General features: G+C 56.9%; 13 protein-coding genes and 2 pseudogenes. 7 read left to right on the top strand and 8 right to left on the bottom strand.

Going from position 1 to position 14,832, the window contains the following annotated elements; genetic code table 11:
- Nucleotides 1-121: 121 nt before the first annotated feature.
- Together ABRP98_RS10370 and ABRP98_RS10375 are read left to right on the top strand one after the other, a co-directional pair.
- The gene (locus tag ABRP98_RS10370) at nt 122-787 is read left to right on the top strand and encodes a TVP38/TMEM64 family protein (RefSeq protein WP_349859124.1); all 666 of its coding nucleotides are present in this window, start codon (nt 122-124) and stop codon (nt 785-787) included.
- 29 nt (nt 788-816) lie between these two features.
- A complete protein-coding gene (locus ABRP98_RS10375; RefSeq protein ID WP_023022380.1) occupies nt 817-1,389 on the top strand; it encodes a hypothetical protein in 573 nt (190 codons plus the stop codon).
- A gap of 26 nt (nt 1,390-1,415) precedes the next feature.
- Here the strand turns inward: ABRP98_RS10375 and ABRP98_RS10380 are convergent, their stop codons facing one another.
- On the bottom strand, nt 1,416-2,255 hold the full coding sequence (locus ABRP98_RS10380) for a DUF3097 domain-containing protein (RefSeq protein WP_284770648.1): 840 nt from the start codon (nt 2,253-2,255) through the stop codon (nt 1,416-1,418).
- Between the two features lie 33 nt (nt 2,256-2,288).
- Between ABRP98_RS10380 and ABRP98_RS10385 the strand changes: the two genes are divergently transcribed.
- Entirely contained in the window at nt 2,289-3,062 is a 774-nt protein-coding gene (locus ABRP98_RS10385) for an Rv1486c family protein (protein WP_349859119.1), read from the top strand.
- 22 nt (nt 3,063-3,084) lie between these two features.
- Here ABRP98_RS10385 and ABRP98_RS10390 read toward each other — a convergent pair whose 3' ends face one another.
- The 3 genes from ABRP98_RS10390 to ABRP98_RS10400 form a co-directional block, all read right to left on the bottom strand.
- Nucleotides 3,085-4,158 carry a ferrochelatase gene (locus ABRP98_RS10390; protein ID WP_349859120.1) on the bottom strand — a complete coding sequence of 358 codons (1,074 nt, stop codon included), beginning with the start codon at nt 4,156-4,158 and terminating at the stop codon, nt 3,085-3,087.
- A 32-nt stretch (nt 4,159-4,190) separates the two neighbouring features.
- Complete coding sequence (locus ABRP98_RS10395) at nt 4,191-5,573, bottom strand: NlpC/P60 family protein (RefSeq protein WP_349859121.1); 1,383 nt, start codon at nt 5,571-5,573, stop codon at nt 4,191-4,193.
- A 1,694-nt stretch (nt 5,574-7,267) separates the two neighbouring features.
- Nucleotides 7,268-7,741: an Rv1476 family membrane protein gene (locus ABRP98_RS10400; protein ID WP_284770644.1), complete on the bottom strand. Its 474-nt coding sequence runs from the start codon at nt 7,739-7,741 to the stop codon at nt 7,268-7,270.
- Nucleotides 7,742-8,115: 374 nt separating this feature from the next.
- On the opposite strand from ABRP98_RS10400, the gene can reads away from it, so the two are divergent.
- On the top strand, nt 8,116-10,932 hold the full coding sequence (can, locus tag ABRP98_RS10405; RefSeq protein ID WP_284819495.1) for an aconitate hydratase: 2,817 nt from the start codon (nt 8,116-8,118) through the stop codon (nt 10,930-10,932).
- Between the two features lie 194 nt (nt 10,933-11,126).
- The gene (locus tag ABRP98_RS10410; protein WP_349859122.1) at nt 11,127-11,702 is read left to right on the top strand and encodes a TetR/AcrR family transcriptional regulator; all 576 of its coding nucleotides are present in this window, start codon (nt 11,127-11,129) and stop codon (nt 11,700-11,702) included.
- A gap of 116 nt (nt 11,703-11,818) precedes the next feature.
- Here ABRP98_RS10410 and ABRP98_RS10415 read toward each other — a convergent pair whose 3' ends face one another.
- The 3 genes from ABRP98_RS10415 to ABRP98_RS10425 all read right to left on the bottom strand — a co-directional run bounded on the left by ABRP98_RS10415 (nt 11,819) and on the right by ABRP98_RS10425 (nt 12,525).
- Nucleotides 11,819-12,037, bottom strand: coding sequence for an integrase core domain-containing protein (locus tag ABRP98_RS10415; RefSeq protein WP_349859126.1), 219 nt, complete (start codon nt 12,035-12,037; stop codon nt 11,819-11,821).
- A 91-nt stretch (nt 12,038-12,128) separates the two neighbouring features.
- Nucleotides 12,129-12,398 carry a DDE-type integrase/transposase/recombinase gene (locus ABRP98_RS10420; RefSeq protein ID WP_284796117.1) on the bottom strand — a complete coding sequence of 90 codons (270 nt, stop codon included), beginning with the start codon at nt 12,396-12,398 and terminating at the stop codon, nt 12,129-12,131.
- Nucleotides 12,364-12,525, bottom strand: coding sequence for a hypothetical protein (locus ABRP98_RS10425; RefSeq protein ID WP_284796170.1), 162 nt, complete (start codon nt 12,523-12,525; stop codon nt 12,364-12,366). The genes ABRP98_RS10420 and ABRP98_RS10425 overlap by 35 nt, the downstream gene beginning before the upstream one ends.
- Here ABRP98_RS10425 and ABRP98_RS10430 point away from each other — a divergent pair.
- Nucleotides 12,517-12,642, top strand: coding sequence for a hypothetical protein (locus tag ABRP98_RS10430; RefSeq protein ID WP_284850174.1), 126 nt, complete (start codon nt 12,517-12,519; stop codon nt 12,640-12,642). The two genes, ABRP98_RS10425 and ABRP98_RS10430, sit on opposite strands and share 9 nt — an antisense overlap.
- A 263-nt stretch (nt 12,643-12,905) precedes the next feature.
- Here ABRP98_RS10430 and ABRP98_RS10435 read toward each other — a convergent pair.
- Nucleotides 12,906-13,104 (bottom strand): annotated as a pseudogene (locus ABRP98_RS10435) (hypothetical protein).
- Nucleotides 13,105-13,156: 52 nt separating this feature from the next.
- On the opposite strand from ABRP98_RS10435, the pseudogene ABRP98_RS10440 reads away from it, so the two are divergent.
- A pseudogene (locus ABRP98_RS10440) lies at nt 13,157-14,381 on the top strand (IS3 family transposase).
- Nucleotides 14,382-14,832: the final 451 nt, after the last annotated feature.

Here is a 14,832-nt window from a genome sequence, read left to right on the forward strand (position 1 = left end):
TGAAATAATCCTAATACCAGCACGCCAGACCGGCTAAACATATAACTTCACCAACACATCCTGTCGTTTAGGCCGCTTTGGTAGCTTCTGCGTTCAACTCACCCACTCAGCTTGGGGCTCAATCCGTGCGTGGTCACCGCGACGCTGGATACTCATCATCGCGCTCGCACTTGCTGGAGCTGCGCTTTTTATCTGGCTCGACATTCCCGACCTCTCCCAGATGCGGGCCGCCGCTGCCCGCCTTGGCGCGTGGTTTCCGGTCGCCTTCACGCTAGGTTATGTCACATTTACGCAATTTCCCCTGCCCCGGACCATCTGGACCGTTGCAGCGGGCATCCTTTTCGGCCCTTGGCAGGGCCTTGCTATCTCGCTGCTCGCGCTCACCATCTCGGCCGTATTATCGTTGCTGATTGTGCGCCGCCTGCTCGGAGAATGGATGAGGCCGCATCTTGCCCATCCCGCGGTTTATACCATCAATACCCACCTGGAGCGGCGCGGTTGGCTGGCCATCGCTTCCCTGCGCATGGTGGCGGGAGTGCCCTTCAGCCTTCTCAACTATGTCGCCGCGCTTACCCCCATCAGCGTTTCGCACTTTACGGTCGCTACGTTGGTCGGCTCGATTCCCACCACGGTCATCGGTGTCTTTTTCGGCGATGCGCTTACTGGCACGGCCAGTCCCGGGATCATCGTTGCCTTTATCGTCTTTGCCCTCGCCGGTATCGGCGGGCTTGTGCTCGATTCGCGCCTGCCAACTCCCGTCCAGTCAAGGTTAAGCGGTAGACTGTAACGAACTGCTCGCAATAAAGGAGGATCCTCGTGCTCGCTGTCCATGCCCGCTACCGTGGGCGTTCCGTGCGCCGCGCTGAGCTCGTACAGCGCTCGGCCGCCGCGCTATCCACCCTCGAGGGCGTCGGCGAGTTTCACGTCCTTGGGGTGGAGGATATTTGCGCCGTGGTCGACTCCGCCACCGCAGTGTGTGAGGTCGTCATGGCCTTGCTTGCCGATGGCGACTGGGCCATCGGCATCGGCATCAGCCCTGGCAACCAGGCAGACGAGGAAAGCGCGCGCCACGTGGCTACCGCGGCGCTCAAAAATTCCGCGCGAATGGGGCAGGTCTACACCAAGCTCAATAAGCGCGGCCGTTCTGCGGAGGCGAGTGATATCGCCGCCGCCTTCGCGCTCATTGGATACGTGCTCAATAAGCGCACCATCGAGGGCCGCGAGGCAACCTCCCTTGTAAGGGCGGGGCTCAATCAAAATGAGGCCGCAGAAGAATTGGGAATTTCCAAACAGGCGATGTCCCAAAGGCTGCAAGCCGCGGGCTGGAGCGCCGAGATGGCCGGGTGGCAATTGGCGGTCAACCTCATTGAACGCGCCAATCTAGCCTAGGCCGAGAAAGCGTCGCTTACTGGGGCTTAGACAAGGTCTGATTTGCGCAGTTCAGGCGTGGTCACAAAATCCACCAGGCGCTCGACCGCACCAATCAGGCTCGAGTCTAAGTCCCTGAAGGAATGGACCGCGTTATAAACGTGGCGCCACCCATCGGAGGGATCGGACCACCCCACGCGGCGGCAGATTCCGGTTTTCCAATCTTCACCCCGCGGTACCTCCGGCCATGCTTGCAGGCCTACCCGTTGCGGTTTTACTGCCGCCCAAATATCCACGAAGGGATGGCCGGTGACTAGAACGTGCTCCCCCACAGACTCGGTCATTCGCGTTTCTTTCGACCCTTTGACCAGGTGGTCCGCGAGCACGCCGACCCGGCGGCCGGGGCCAGGCTGAAATTCGGCGAGCCTTTCTTCGAGGTTGTCTAAGCCCTCCAGGTATTCCACGACCACGCCTTCTACGCGTAGATCGTGCCCCCATACCTTTTCCACAATGGCGGCATCGTGGACGCCTTCGACCCAAATGCGTGATGGCGCTGCCACCTTGGCCTCTACGTTTTCTACCCGCCTAGAACCCGAGTTTGATTTGCGGGGTGCTTGCTTGGGCACGTACCTCGTAAGCGTCACCGGCTGACCTTCTACCAAGAATCCGCCTTTAATGAGGTTAAATACTCGCTCGACGCCGTGGCGGTCTTCTAGCCGTACGACCTCACCAAAGACGGTCTTATCCACGCCTAAAACGGCGCCCACAAAGTCATCACCGCGCACTTCTACCACCATGCCCGGTTCTGCGGGCACTTCTGGGTACTGGGTGGGCTTGCTGCGTCGGTGCCCAGCAAAAATATCTCCGCCATAAGGATCTAAACTCATGGCCCGATAGTCTATCTACTACACTTGCTCGCCATGGATATGCGCGCCGAAGTGTGGTCCCCTCTCCAAAACTCTGCCATCTGGCTAGCTGCGTGGTTGTGGGGACATGAGACAACAGATGAGCTGCTCGATGCCCTGACAGAGCTGGGCGGGCGCCCCGAATGCTTGGATGAATCTCCCTTCATCGATTTGCTCGCCTTGCTGCGCGCCGAAACGAAGGAGCTCACTTCTCAGCCAGGCGCGGGCGGGGAGCCTCTTCTCCGGCTTATTTTATCTGGCCCGGGTGAAGCGCCGGTGCTTCCCGCAGGGTCAGAATCTGCCCGTGCGGCCGCGCAAAGTTCAGCGGGCGCCATCGTTGTGCGCACCAACGATCCGGAAATCTCGCTCGTCCTTGTCCCCCATCCCCATCGAGCTCACACGGCATGGCAGGTAATCCGCGAGGATCAGCCGCTACCTTCACCGGCATGGCTGAGCCCCGGCGAAGCGGATGCCTTGTTAACTAAGGCGACGGATGAATCCGCCGATCTCATTACGGCCACCGGCTACCAGTCCACCGCGCTGACTAATCCCCGGCTCACGGTGGGGACCCTGAGCGATTTTTATGACACGCCCGGCCTGCCACCGGCCACCCCGCCCCGGGCTGCGAAACTCTTTGCTCGCGCGGACCGCGTTGCCGCGATCATCGAAACCGTCACGGATAGGATCAACGATCACAGCCTCGATCCGCAGCTCCTCCGCTTATGGCGCCATATCCGGCAAGCGCGGATGACGGGAGTGGCTTATTCAGCAGCGGAATTCGCTCGCTAGAGCAGGCCCGCCCAGAATACTTTTAATGGGCGCGAATATCGCAGCAGCCTGCAGCGCAGGGCGCGCCGTTGGTGGTACACCCTTGTACGGTGACATTCCCGCTGGTCTCCCACTGTTTCCCCTGTTCGAGTTCTTCCACCAGATCCACGACCATGTCCGCAAACCGCTGGGAGGGGCCAGCGGTACGGGCGCGTTCGACCTGTACTCCCATCTCATCGGCGGCAGCTTGCAGTTCAGAGTCCAAGTCCCAGATGACCTCCATGTGATCGGAGATAAAACCGATGGGGCACACCACTACGGCGCCTACCCCGTCTTTTTCATGGAGTGCGGTGGTGTGGTCAACTATGTCCGGCTCCAGCCACGGCGTCTTCGGGTTACCGGAGCGCGATTGCCACACCAAGTCGTAATCCGAAATTCCGACGCGCTCGGCCACTAAGCGGGAGGCTTCGGCTACTTGCCGGGAATAAAGGTTCTTGTCCCCGTCTGCGCCACCGACATTATCGTGTGCATTCGGCACCGAGTGGGCCGTAAACAGCATGCGCGCGCTGCCCGTTTTCTCGGCGGGAATACGGCGCCAGGCTTCGGCGACGGCATCGGCCATCTCCGCGATGAACTTGGGATGATCATAAAATTGTCGAATCTTGGTGAACTCGATTTCTGGCAGACCATTATCCGCAAGGTGTTGCCGCATCGCAGCAATGTCTTCATCGTATTGCCGGCACGCCGAGTAGCCGCCCCAAGCAGAGGTGGCGAAGACGGCCACCCTGCGAATCCCTTCTTCCGCCATCTTCTCTGCGGCAGCTGTGGCAAAGGGGTGCCAGTTACGGTTACCAAAATAAACCGGCAGATTATGTCCGCGTTTTTTCAGCTGGCCTTCGACGTTACTGATAATCTCCCGGTTCAGGCCGTTGATCGGACTTACCCCGTCAAAGTGGTAATAATGCTCGCCCACTACTTCTAAGCGCTCGCGCGGAATTCCGCGGCCCCGCGTCACGTTCTCTAAAAACGGAACGACCTCCTCATTTCCTTCCGGGCCACCGAAAGAAAGAACGAGGAGGGCGTCGAAATTTTGGGCAGGATGCTGTGCGTCAGTCATGCCCTAAATAGTAGCAACCACAAGGCTGAAAATTAGAGAAGGCGCACAACCTCCGGGGTCGCACCAGCCCAGCGCACAGGGGAGACCTGTACATTCTGGCCAGACTGCGGGGCCTCAATCATTTGGTCATTGCCCAAGTAGATCGCAACGTGCTGGCTGCCGCCGGCGCCATAGAAGATGAGGTCGCCGCGCTGCAAGTTGTCACGCGAAACCTTATTGCCCATTTGGTACTGCGCACCGGAGTAATGCGGAAGGTCCAAGCCGGCCGCGGCGAACGCGTACTTAGTCAATCCAGAACAATCAAAACCGCTCCGTCCGTAGTCACCATAGCTATCGGCGATGCCGCCGTCCCGGAGGCCGCCAGTTGGGCCATTGTTGTCGCCACCGCCCCACACGTATGGGGTTCCGATGACAGATTCTGCGCGAGCGATCACCGCCTCAATCTGGCTGCTATTGCCCGGAGCAGGGTTAGATGGCGCTCCAGGCCCTTGACCGGTGGCGGAAGGATCAGTGCTTGCCGATGGCGCCGTATTCGGGCTGCCAATGCCCAACAGGTCTGCAGATCCGTCCATCAGTGCCCGCATATCGTCTTGATCAACGGCTGCGGCGAGATCGCCTGCGATGTCCATACCATCCGATGCCGAGGAACCGGTACCGTAGTCCACCGTGTTAAAAGACGGCGTTGCTCCTTGATTAAGTGCGGTGCCGAACTCCGCCTTCGGGGTGGCCGCGTCCGCCTGCCCCTCTACGACGGCGTCATCGTGCGTCACCTCAGGAAGCGCAGTTTCATCCGGAACAATCTCGTCGGTAAAGTTGTGAGCCTTGTCTTTATTCAAGCCTTGCGGCTTGACGGTATCGCCGGAAAGCGCATCCGCACCTACCCTAAAGTCAAGGTTTTTATCTTGATTTTGTACCTTTGGAAGGTCGCCCTGCTGGGTCACTTCCACCGCCTGCTGCTGGTGGGCAAAAGAGGCCTCAGCGAAGTTGCGGGTGGCATTCATTTGAGCCTCCCGCTGGGCTAAGTTGCGGCGGTGCTCGACCATTGCCGATTCGGCTGCACGCTTTTCAGCATAAGCTTGGTCAAGCTCTGCCGCGTCGTCCGCAACCGCAGGATCAGCCGAAAGCTGGGCGATGCGCTCCGTCGCGGCCGCCGCTTGCTCCTCCGCCTGGTCGAGCAGCTGGCGCAGCTGATCTACGTCCCGCTGCTGAGCATCAACGTTGGATACGGCGCGGGCAATGGAGTCATCTGCATCGGTGCTTGGAACTTCTTCAACCGCACCGGCCTGGGCGGGATCGAGGAGCTCATCTGCTCCGGCAGGAGCGATGGACGTCAGGGGCGATAGCGCTGCGACACCTATGACTGCAGCGATAGTTGCACGAACATGTCGGATGCGCGGTAGACGAATGGTGGCCACTGGAATTCTCCTTGTTTGGACCACCTCCCTTTTAAAGAATGGGACGCAATGTGCCGCACTTGGGCATAGGAATGCCCGAGACACTGAAGCTTGCGCATTTCGCACAGCAGCAAGCCCAGAGTCTTCTTTGCGATATTCCGAATCCGATAGCTCACACCCAAAGGCTTATGGGCTTATGGGTATGCGTTATCGCCCTGGCAGCCCGCGGCCCCAGGATGTACATGGCACATGAGCCCGAAAATTGTAGAGACTTCACCTAGGGAGTGCGCACGTCAATTAAAGCTCTATGCAACTGATGCTTGAGCTCAGTAGCCTCACGTCACGCTGTCCAACAATCGCTACTATTTCCCCATACCAGCGACAAGGATGGTGCATTTTCTCCACGTGTCCTACGCGGTTCATTGTGAACGTGAGCGCTCTAACGCTACTGGGAGCATTTACAACTCTCCCATCGCAGTGCCAATCTCAGATTGGCGCATCTTCATCGAGCTCCACTTGTGACGTGCAGTGAATTTAGGTAGCTGGCAGAGTCCAGACCCTTTCGCACGCTGCGCTGCGCACAGTGAGAACTGCCCTATGATCCTTGGCACGACTCGCCGCGGCGCAGTGGAGGTACAGCTTTATGCGTGTACCCATACGTGCGAGGGCAAGTGGCCACAAACCATGAACAGGCCACACGATGCTGGCCCTAGTGTGATTCCGGTTCCCTCATTCTCTCATTCTGCACGTACCCGACTGCGCTTCTCAGCGAACCTCGTATCTGGATTCCGCTTGACCGGGAATCCACTATCGAAGGGCTCGACAAAGAACCACACCCGCATACCCACACGATGAAGCTCTAGCGAACTCGTCTCACCACTTTTAAGGAAGGTGGGTTGATGTTTATTTTTCGAACATTGTCATCGCTCAAGTGAAAAGTTTTTCTACTCTCCCGTTCGAGAGTTCCCTCGTGGTTCATTGACTTCCAAGAACCGCCAATTCCTCGATTCCCGCGAGGCGTGCTTCCCCACATACCCGTGCGAATCTTCAATTGACCGTCAAGGCTAAGCCCATGAACTCAAGAAGATATTCATGTCCCTTGAGTCGACACTCGAACCATACGTCACGACACGCCCTTTTCGCACATATTCCACTTAATTACGTGGAGTCAAGTTAAACCACATGACGCAACAGTCGTACCTAACCTGCAATAATTTTGTTACCATCCCGTTATTGTGATGTTCGCCACTTTGGTTTTTATATTCCGAGGGCCTCGCGTCCTGAGCTACAACTGAATCGGAGCTATTTCGCTGCAACGGAACCACTCCCCCAGCGAAAGTCAACCACTAAGCCTTTACTTTTGCCCCTCTCCCTCTCCCCTGACACTTTTAGGCAATGGGAGTTTTCTTCATTCGCAACGACCCGGAGTCGCCCGAGGGCCGCCCATAAATGACCGATGGATTACGCCAATGCCTGAACATCATTTTCCATAAATCTCAGGGTAGGCACCGCGAGTTCCTTCGGTGCGGTGCGCCACGACGCTCTTGCAGCGGTAAAATTTTGCTCGCTTCGGCGGATGGTTTTGGGACGCACCGAGCGCCGAAAACGGAAAATTTTCTTCTACTTTTTCGAACAAACATAGCTAGAAGTTGGATACGCTTGGACGCCTTGATGCGTCCGCTCTCTCCAGATCGCACCCCCTTAATGGCCGCTACTTATCCCCGAATTTCGCGATGATGGGAGGCACGCCAATAACTTAAGCCGCCGAAAAGGAGGGCGAGTATGGCGACGACGGCGACGACGGCGACCATCGGAAAGCTGCTTTGCTCAAGCCCTGCATAGTACTGCTGCACAAGATCGACTTGGTTCAGTCCTGGCCTTAATTGCGCTTGGGAAGATTCAATATCCGCGCGGCTATAGTTCTCGCTAACCGAGGAGACATGGCGCGGGGTCTGCACGATGACGGTGTGCAGATTGGTAGCATCATAAAGCTCTTGTGCAATGTCGCGCGCGTCGGCGGCCTTGAAAACAGAAACATCGACCACGGCAATCCCGTCGCCCTCACGCAGTTGCTCGGCAACGTGTGCATTTAGCTGAGCATCCGATTCCAGCGAGGGTGCAGAATAAGCTACGCCGTCCTGCTTGAGCTGCTGAGCCAACTGCGGGACGTCCACTTCACCCGGAACCATTCAATCCTCTTCCCTCTTCTTACTTATTGCCGGGGCTCGTGCACCCGAGATCGGGGGTTATGCCTTGCGCATATTCCTTGGTCTTTCTTCATTAAAGATAAAGGTTACCGCCGCCGCCTACACAGCAAACGCGCCGAGTACGGCAAAAAGCTTTAAACAGAACGCTTGTCCCGTTACAATTGGAGCAACGGAAGGTTTTTACCTCTACAATAAATAGGTGAACCATCGCGTTCTTTGCGGTCTTTGGTACTGCGGGCCCCATGGCTTCGTCTCGACCACTATGTGGTCGCGCACCTTTTGCTTATCCCGCATCTCCAGTAGGCGGCGAGTACAAAACAGAACAGACTGTTTATCAACAAGGAATGGAGCTCCCTGTGACTGAAAGCTTGAACTCCTTCGATGCCAAGAAGACCCTTGATGTCAACGGCAAGTCTTACGACTACTTTGACATCAACACGGTTCCTGGCATGGAGAAGTTGCCGTACTCCCTCAAGGTGCTGGCAGAAAACCTGCTGCGCAATGAGGACGGCAAGAATGTAAACGAGGACCACATCAAGGCCCTCGCCAATTGGGATCCAAAGTCTGAGCCGGATACTGAAATCCAGTTCACCCCAGCCCGCGTCCTCATGCAGGACTTCACCGGTGTTCCCTGTGTCGTCGACCTCGCAACCATGCGTGAAGCCGTGTCCGCTCTTGGCGGTACGCCAGACCAGGTTAACCCGCTAAACCCGGCCGAGATGGTAATCGACCACTCCGTCATCGTTGAGGCCTTTGGTTCCACCGACGCTCTTGAGAAGAACGTTGAAATTGAGTACCAGCGCAACGAAGAGCGTTACCAGTTCCTGCGTTGGGGTGCTGAGAACTTCTCCAACTTCCGCGTTGTTCCTCCAGGAACCGGTATTGTCCACCAGGTCAACATCGAGTACCTGTCCCGCGTTGTCTTTGACAACGAGGGCCTTGCATACCCGGATACCTGTATCGGTACCGACTCCCACACCACCATGGAAAACGGCCTGGGCATCCTGGGCTGGGGCGTTGGCGGCATCGAGGCAGAGGCTGCCATGCTTGGCCAGCCGGTATCGATGCTCATCCCGAAGGTCGTCGGCTTCAAGCTCACCGGCGAAATCCCGACCGGCGTTACCGCAACTGACGTCGTCTTGACCATTACGGAGATGCTGCGTGAGCACGGCGTTGTCCAGAAGTTCGTAGAGTTCTACGGCAATGGCGTCAAGTCCGTCCCGCTGGCTAACCGCGCCACCATCGGCAACATGTCGCCAGAGTTCGGTTCCACCGCGGCCATCTTCCCCATCGACGAAGAGACCACCAAGTACCTCGAGCTGACCGGTCGCCCGCAGGAGCAGATCGACCGCGTCGAGCAGTACGCCAAGGCCCAGGGCATGTGGCTGGCAGAGGATACTCCGGAGCCGGAGTACTCCGAGTACATCGAACTCGACCTGTCCACCGTTGAGCCATCCATCGCTGGTCCGAAGCGCCCGCAGGACCGTATCCTCCTTTCGGAGGCCAAGGAACAGTTCCGTAAGGACCTGTCCAACTACACCACCGACGAGGTATGCGTGGATGACTCCTCCGTAGAGGCAAAGCGCATGTCCGCTGAGGGCGGCGCGCCTGGCGATGAGGACGTCACCGGTGGTTTGAACAAGTCTCGCGAGGGCCACGGCGAATCCGCCGCCGCTGGTGCTAAGGGACGTCACTCCAACCCGATCACCGTTGAACCTGATAACGGTGGCGAGTACACCCTTGACCACGGCATGGTGGCAATTGCCTCCATCACCTCTTGCACCAACACCTCCAACCCATCCGTCATGGTGGGTGCAGGTTTGATTGCACGTAAGGCCGCTGAAAAGGGCCTTCGCTCCAAGCCATGGGTTAAGACCATTTGTGCACCTGGTTCCCAGGTTGTCGATGGCTACTTCCAGCGTGCAGACCTCTGGAAGGACCTCGAGGCTATGGGCTTCTACCTGTCCGGCTTCGGCTGCACCACCTGTATTGGTAACTCCGGCCCACTGCCAGAGGAAGTCTCTGCAGCCATCAATGAGAACGACTTGGCAGCTACCGCAGTTCTGTCCGGTAACCGCAACTTCGAGGGTCGTATCTCCCCGGACGTCAAGATGAACTACTTGGCATCCCCAATCATGGTCATTGCCTACGCTATTGCCGGTACCATGGACTTCGACTTCGACAACCAGCCGCTGGGCCAGGACGAAGACGGCAATGATGTCTTCTTGAAGGACATCTGGCCTACCCCGCAGGAGATCGAGGACACCATCCAGTCCGCTATCTCTCGCGAGATGTACGAGGCTGACTACGCCGACGTCTTCAAGGGCGACGACGCATGGCGCAACCTGGATGTCCCAGAGGGCGAGACCTTCGAGTGGGATGAGGACTCCACCTACATCCGCAAGGCTCCATACTTCGAGGGCATGCCGACCGAACCGGACCCAGTTGAGGACATCAAGGGCGCTCGCGTTCTTGCGAAGCTTGGCGATTCCGTCACCACCGACCACATCTCCCCTGCTTCTGCCATCAAGCCGGGCACCCCGGCCGCGCAGTACTTGGACGAGAACGGCGTTTCCCGCTCTGACTACAACTCCTTGGGTTCCCGCCGCGGTAACCACGAGGTCATGATGCGCGGTACCTTCGCTAACATCCGCCTGGCCAACCAGCTGGTGGACGAGACCGGTGGATACACCCGCGACTTCACCCAAGAGGGTGCACCGCAGGCATACATCTACGATGCATGCGAGAACTACAAGGAAGCCGGCATCCCACTGGTCGTTATCGCTGGTAAGGAATACGGCACCGGTTCTTCCCGTGACTGGGCTGCAAAGGGCACCAACCTTCTGGGTGTAAAGGCAGTTATCACCGAGTCCTTCGAGCGCATCCACCGCTCGAACCTCATCGGTATGGGCGTTATCCCGCTGCAGTTCCCTGATGGCGAGTCTCACGAGTCCTTGGGTCTGGACGGTACGGAGACCTTCGACATCGAAGGCATCACCGAGTTCAACGACGGTTCCATCCCGAAGACCGTTCACGTCACCGCTACCAAGCAGGACTCTGACGACGCCGTCGAGTTCGACGCTAACGTACGTATCGACACCCCGGGTGAGGCAGAGTACTTCCGCCACGGCGGTATCCTGCAGTACGTGCTGCGCCAGATGGTGAAGAACTAAGCCACTTAATGCGACGGAAAAGTACTAAGCTTTTTGGGCTTAGTGCTCGTCGCTGAGCTTGAAGACGCGGGGTCGCACCGCTCTCTCCCGTAGAGGGCTCTGCGGCCCCGCGTTTCTTTATTGTCGTTCTATGTTCGTTTCAGAACATACTTAACTTGAAGTATTAATCATTCCTAAAAGGAGACGACCTCACTATGCCAATCGTGAGTGAATCTGAGTTAAATCGGCGGCGGCACGAAATTCTCGTTGGGGCGCGGCGTTGCTTTGCCGAACATGGCTATGAGGGTGCGACGGTTCGCCTCTTAGAACAAGCCACCGGAAAATCACGCGGCGCCATTTTTCACCACTTTGGGGACAAGGAATCTCTATTTCTTTCCCTAGCCCGCGAAGATGCCGCACGCCAGGCAGAAGTAGTGGCTAATAATGGCCTCGTCGAGGTCATGCGTGAAATGTTGCGTCACCCAGAACGCCACGATTGGCTTGCCACGCGTCTAGAGATCACTTCTCTACTGCGCACTGACCCCTCGTTTGCCGCGCGGTGGAAAGAACACCAGTCCATTCGTGACGAGGCTATCCGCGCCCGTCTCGCATCCAACGCAGAGCAAGGCCGCCTTCGAGATGACGTGGATATAGATACCCTGGTGTGCTATTTGGAAACCTTCATGGATGGGTTTATTAATAGGCTCGCCTTAGGAGATACGGATGGCCTGGAGCGTGTCCTCGATCTGGTGGAGCAATCGATCCGGAGTTCTAGCTCGCCACAGCACTAAATGAGCCCATTACGTTGTTAGCAGTACCGCTTGAGGTCACCCAGGATTCGTAGCTCTGCCCCTGTGCAGGGGCAGGTTATGTTTGTCTGCGTTCTGAAGTGCCCCGAGTTTTGTTCCTAGGCATTTGCCTTGATTTCTATTATTCCCTGTTGCGGGTTCTTTTTCCACAATTCGGTTTCCACCTCGGCTGGGGTTCGGTATCCCAGGCTTTGGTGGAGCCTTACCTCGTTCCGCCATGACACCCACTCAAATGTGGCGATTTCTACCTCGATAACGTCATTCCACCTGCGAGTATGGATCAGCTCGCCTCTTGTAGGAGCCGTTAACGTTTTCAGCTAGAGCATTGTCATAGGAGTCGCCAACTGTCCCAGTAGAAGCAGTGATCCCGTGTTGGGAAAGGCGCTCGTTGTAGACAATGCTGACGTACTATAAGCCGTGATCCGAATGGTGAATAAGGCCTGTTGTTTCCCTCGCGCTCACAATCGCTTGGTTGAGTGCTTGCAGCGGTAATGCCTCGGTGCGCATCGAGTCCGATAATGCCCATCCGACGATCCGCCGGGAGTAAACGTCAGTGACAAATGCGGTGTACACAAAGCCTTTCTTCGTGCGCGCGTAGGTAATGTCGGCCACCCACAGCTTGTTCGGGCCTTGGGCTTTGAATTCACGCTCGACCAAGTCTGGGCGCAGATCCGACACGTTGAGGTGTGCGCGTTGTGATTGGTGATCTGCCTTTGCCTGTGCCAGAAACACCAGCCAGGCGCATCAGCCGGGTGGTTTGCTCACGGCCGATATCTATTCCGTCACGGTCAAGCGCATGCCACATTTTCCGCACACCGTAGACACCGTCATTATCCCGATGAATGGCACCAATGCGTTCAATCAGCACGGCCGTCACGAAGGCGACGAGCGCTTAAGCCCTCGGGCTTTGGACTGGCGATAACCACGCGAGGTGATGAACCCACCAGCCCGGTTATTTTTCAACGCCAGTGCAGATGAACTCGACAGAGAAACAATCCCGGTATTTATCGATGAACCGGATCATAACCGGGGCTTGGGGCCTGGTCGTGAGGCGAAAAAGCTGACGCGGCCTTCAGCAACTCGTTGGTATCTCGAAGCTCTTGATTTTCGCGGCGTAGCCACGCGTTTTCGGCGGCCAAATCTTCAGGCACAGGTTCTGGGGTGTTTCCCACGCGGCGGGCAGGCTTAAGTCCATTGACGAGCCGTGTGCCATGAAACCCCCAACTTTGGAGCTACTGCCTGGCATGCGGCTTGCATCGACATATTTTCCGCCAAGATGCGGTCTTCCACGAGACGGACCACACGGTCCTTTGCATCCTGGTCAAATTTTCTTGGCATGTTCCAGATTTTCCCATCTACTCAAACGGAACAAAACCTGGGACACTTTGAAGCATCCTGGGTTTAATTCCTACCTCTGCTAAGGAAGGATTGGCACTATGCCCAGAAAGTATTCCGCCGAATTCAAGGAGAAGGCGGTCCATCAAGTCCTAGAGATGGTCCGTCTGGAGTCCTGCTCACGGCAACGCGCGTACGAGGAAGTCGGAGAGCTCCTTGGCGTGTCCCACCACACGTTACGCGCCTGGTACCGCGACAGCGCCGCCCATGAGCAGACGACACCAACAGATGGCGAAACCATGGAAGAAGAGCTCAAACGGCTACGCCGGGAAAACCGCGAGCTAAAACGAGCCAACGGAATCCTCAAGACTGCCTCGGCTTTTTCGCAGCGGAACTCGACCGACCCTAAGACCAGATGATCTCCTACATCGACGAGTACAAGGAGCAATTTGGGGCCCGGGGCCATCTGCCGTGTTCTGAAACAAGCAGACCGTGGATTCATCACCTCCCGCGGCTACCGTAAAGCCACCACCCGCGCCCCAAGCGCCAGGGCCTTAAGCGATAGCCTTATCATCCCAGAGATACAGCGCGTCCATGCGGAAAACTTCTCGGTCTACGGTATTCGCAAGATGTGGCACGCCATGAACCGTGAAGGCTTTCATATCGGCCGCGACAAGACCGCACGCCTGATGAAATTTGTAGGTGTGTCCGGTCGACGACGTGGACGAACCCCGGTCACCACGATCAGCCCTAAAGTGCCGGATCATCGTCCGGACCTTGTGCAGCGAAACTTCCGGGCAACAGCACCTGGGCGACTTTGGGTCGCCGACATTACCTATGTTCGCACCCTCTCAGGATTTGCGTACACCGCATTTGTCATTGACGTCTGCAGCAGCAAAATAGTCGGTGTTGCCACCCGCTCTACGATGCGCACCGATGCGCTGCCGATGGGAGGCACTGGAACATGCATTAACGACTGCCGGTCGAATCCATGGAGACCAGCTAGTGCACCACAGTGATCGGGGAAGTCAGTGAGTGTCACTGAAGTACTCCACTGCTTTGGCCGAAGCCGAGATCCGGCCGAGTGTTGGCACAGTCGGAGATTCCTATGACAACGTGCTCGCGGAGACGGTCAACGGTCTCTACAAGGCTGAACTTATCCATTTTCAAGGCCCGTGGACGTCAGTGGGAGAAGTCGAGCTAGCAACCCTGCGGTGGACACACTGGTGGAACACCAAACGTCTTCACGAGGCGTTGGACTACGCCGCCCCACTGGAAGTAGAAACCGAGTACTATCTCACCCAGCCCATCAACACAGGGCCGTAAAAGAAGCGGAACCAAACCCAGGACGCTTCAAATTGAACCAACATCAACCCCGAGCCGGACCCCAACACCGACCCTGACACTGTCCCCGAACCACCGATTCAGAAAGGACAGATACACCACTCCATCGGACTTGACCAGAAAATAAATTGATACAGTTTATTTATTTGTTTTACAATCATTAGTCGGATAGTCTTCAACGCTTTTCTCTAGAAAGGAAATTGGCGTAATGGTAGTATCACCTTTACCATTACCACCTTCAATAAGGGCTACCAATTCCCCCGCAGAATTATAGACAGGAGCACCCGAATCCCCAGGTATTGAAGCTATTTGAGCTTTAAGAGTGCGCGCCTGGAAATTCCCCCCCCGCTAGGGAAACTGAACTGGCCCCCGAAAGTTGGACTGGTTTAATTCTAGGCGATGAGGGGTTCAAGGGTCTGATTCCGATATTGCA

Origin of the sequence: Corynebacterium sp. KPL2838 (assembly GCF_040225455.1) — a bacterium.
Classification (GTDB): Bacteria; Actinomycetota; Actinomycetes; order Mycobacteriales; family Mycobacteriaceae; genus Corynebacterium; species Corynebacterium rhinophilum.

Bases quoted from the DNA above. Each gene is read 5' to 3' on its own strand.
- ABRP98_RS10390 (WP_349859120.1), bottom strand. From the start codon at position 4,158: ATGACTGACGCACAGCATCCTGCCCAAAATTTCGACGCCCTCCTCGTT.
- ABRP98_RS10400 (WP_284770644.1), bottom strand. From the start codon at position 7,741: ATGGTTCCGGGTGAAGTGGACGTCCCGCAGTTGGCTCAGCAGCTCAAG.
- ABRP98_RS10425 (WP_284796170.1), bottom strand. From the start codon at position 12,525: ATGTGGCATGCGCTTGACCGTGACGGAATAGATATCGGCCGTGAGCAA.
- ABRP98_RS10430 (WP_284850174.1), top strand. From the start codon at position 12,517: ATGCCACATTTTCCGCACACCGTAGACACCGTCATTATCCCGATGAAT.
- ABRP98_RS10380 (WP_284770648.1), bottom strand. From the start codon at position 2,255: ATGAGTTTAGATCCTTATGGCGGAGATATTTTTGCTGGGCACCGACGC.
- ABRP98_RS10385 (WP_349859119.1), top strand. From the start codon at position 2,289: ATGGATATGCGCGCCGAAGTGTGGTCCCCTCTCCAAAACTCTGCCATC.
- ABRP98_RS10410 (WP_349859122.1), top strand. From the start codon at position 11,127: ATGCCAATCGTGAGTGAATCTGAGTTAAATCGGCGGCGGCACGAAATT.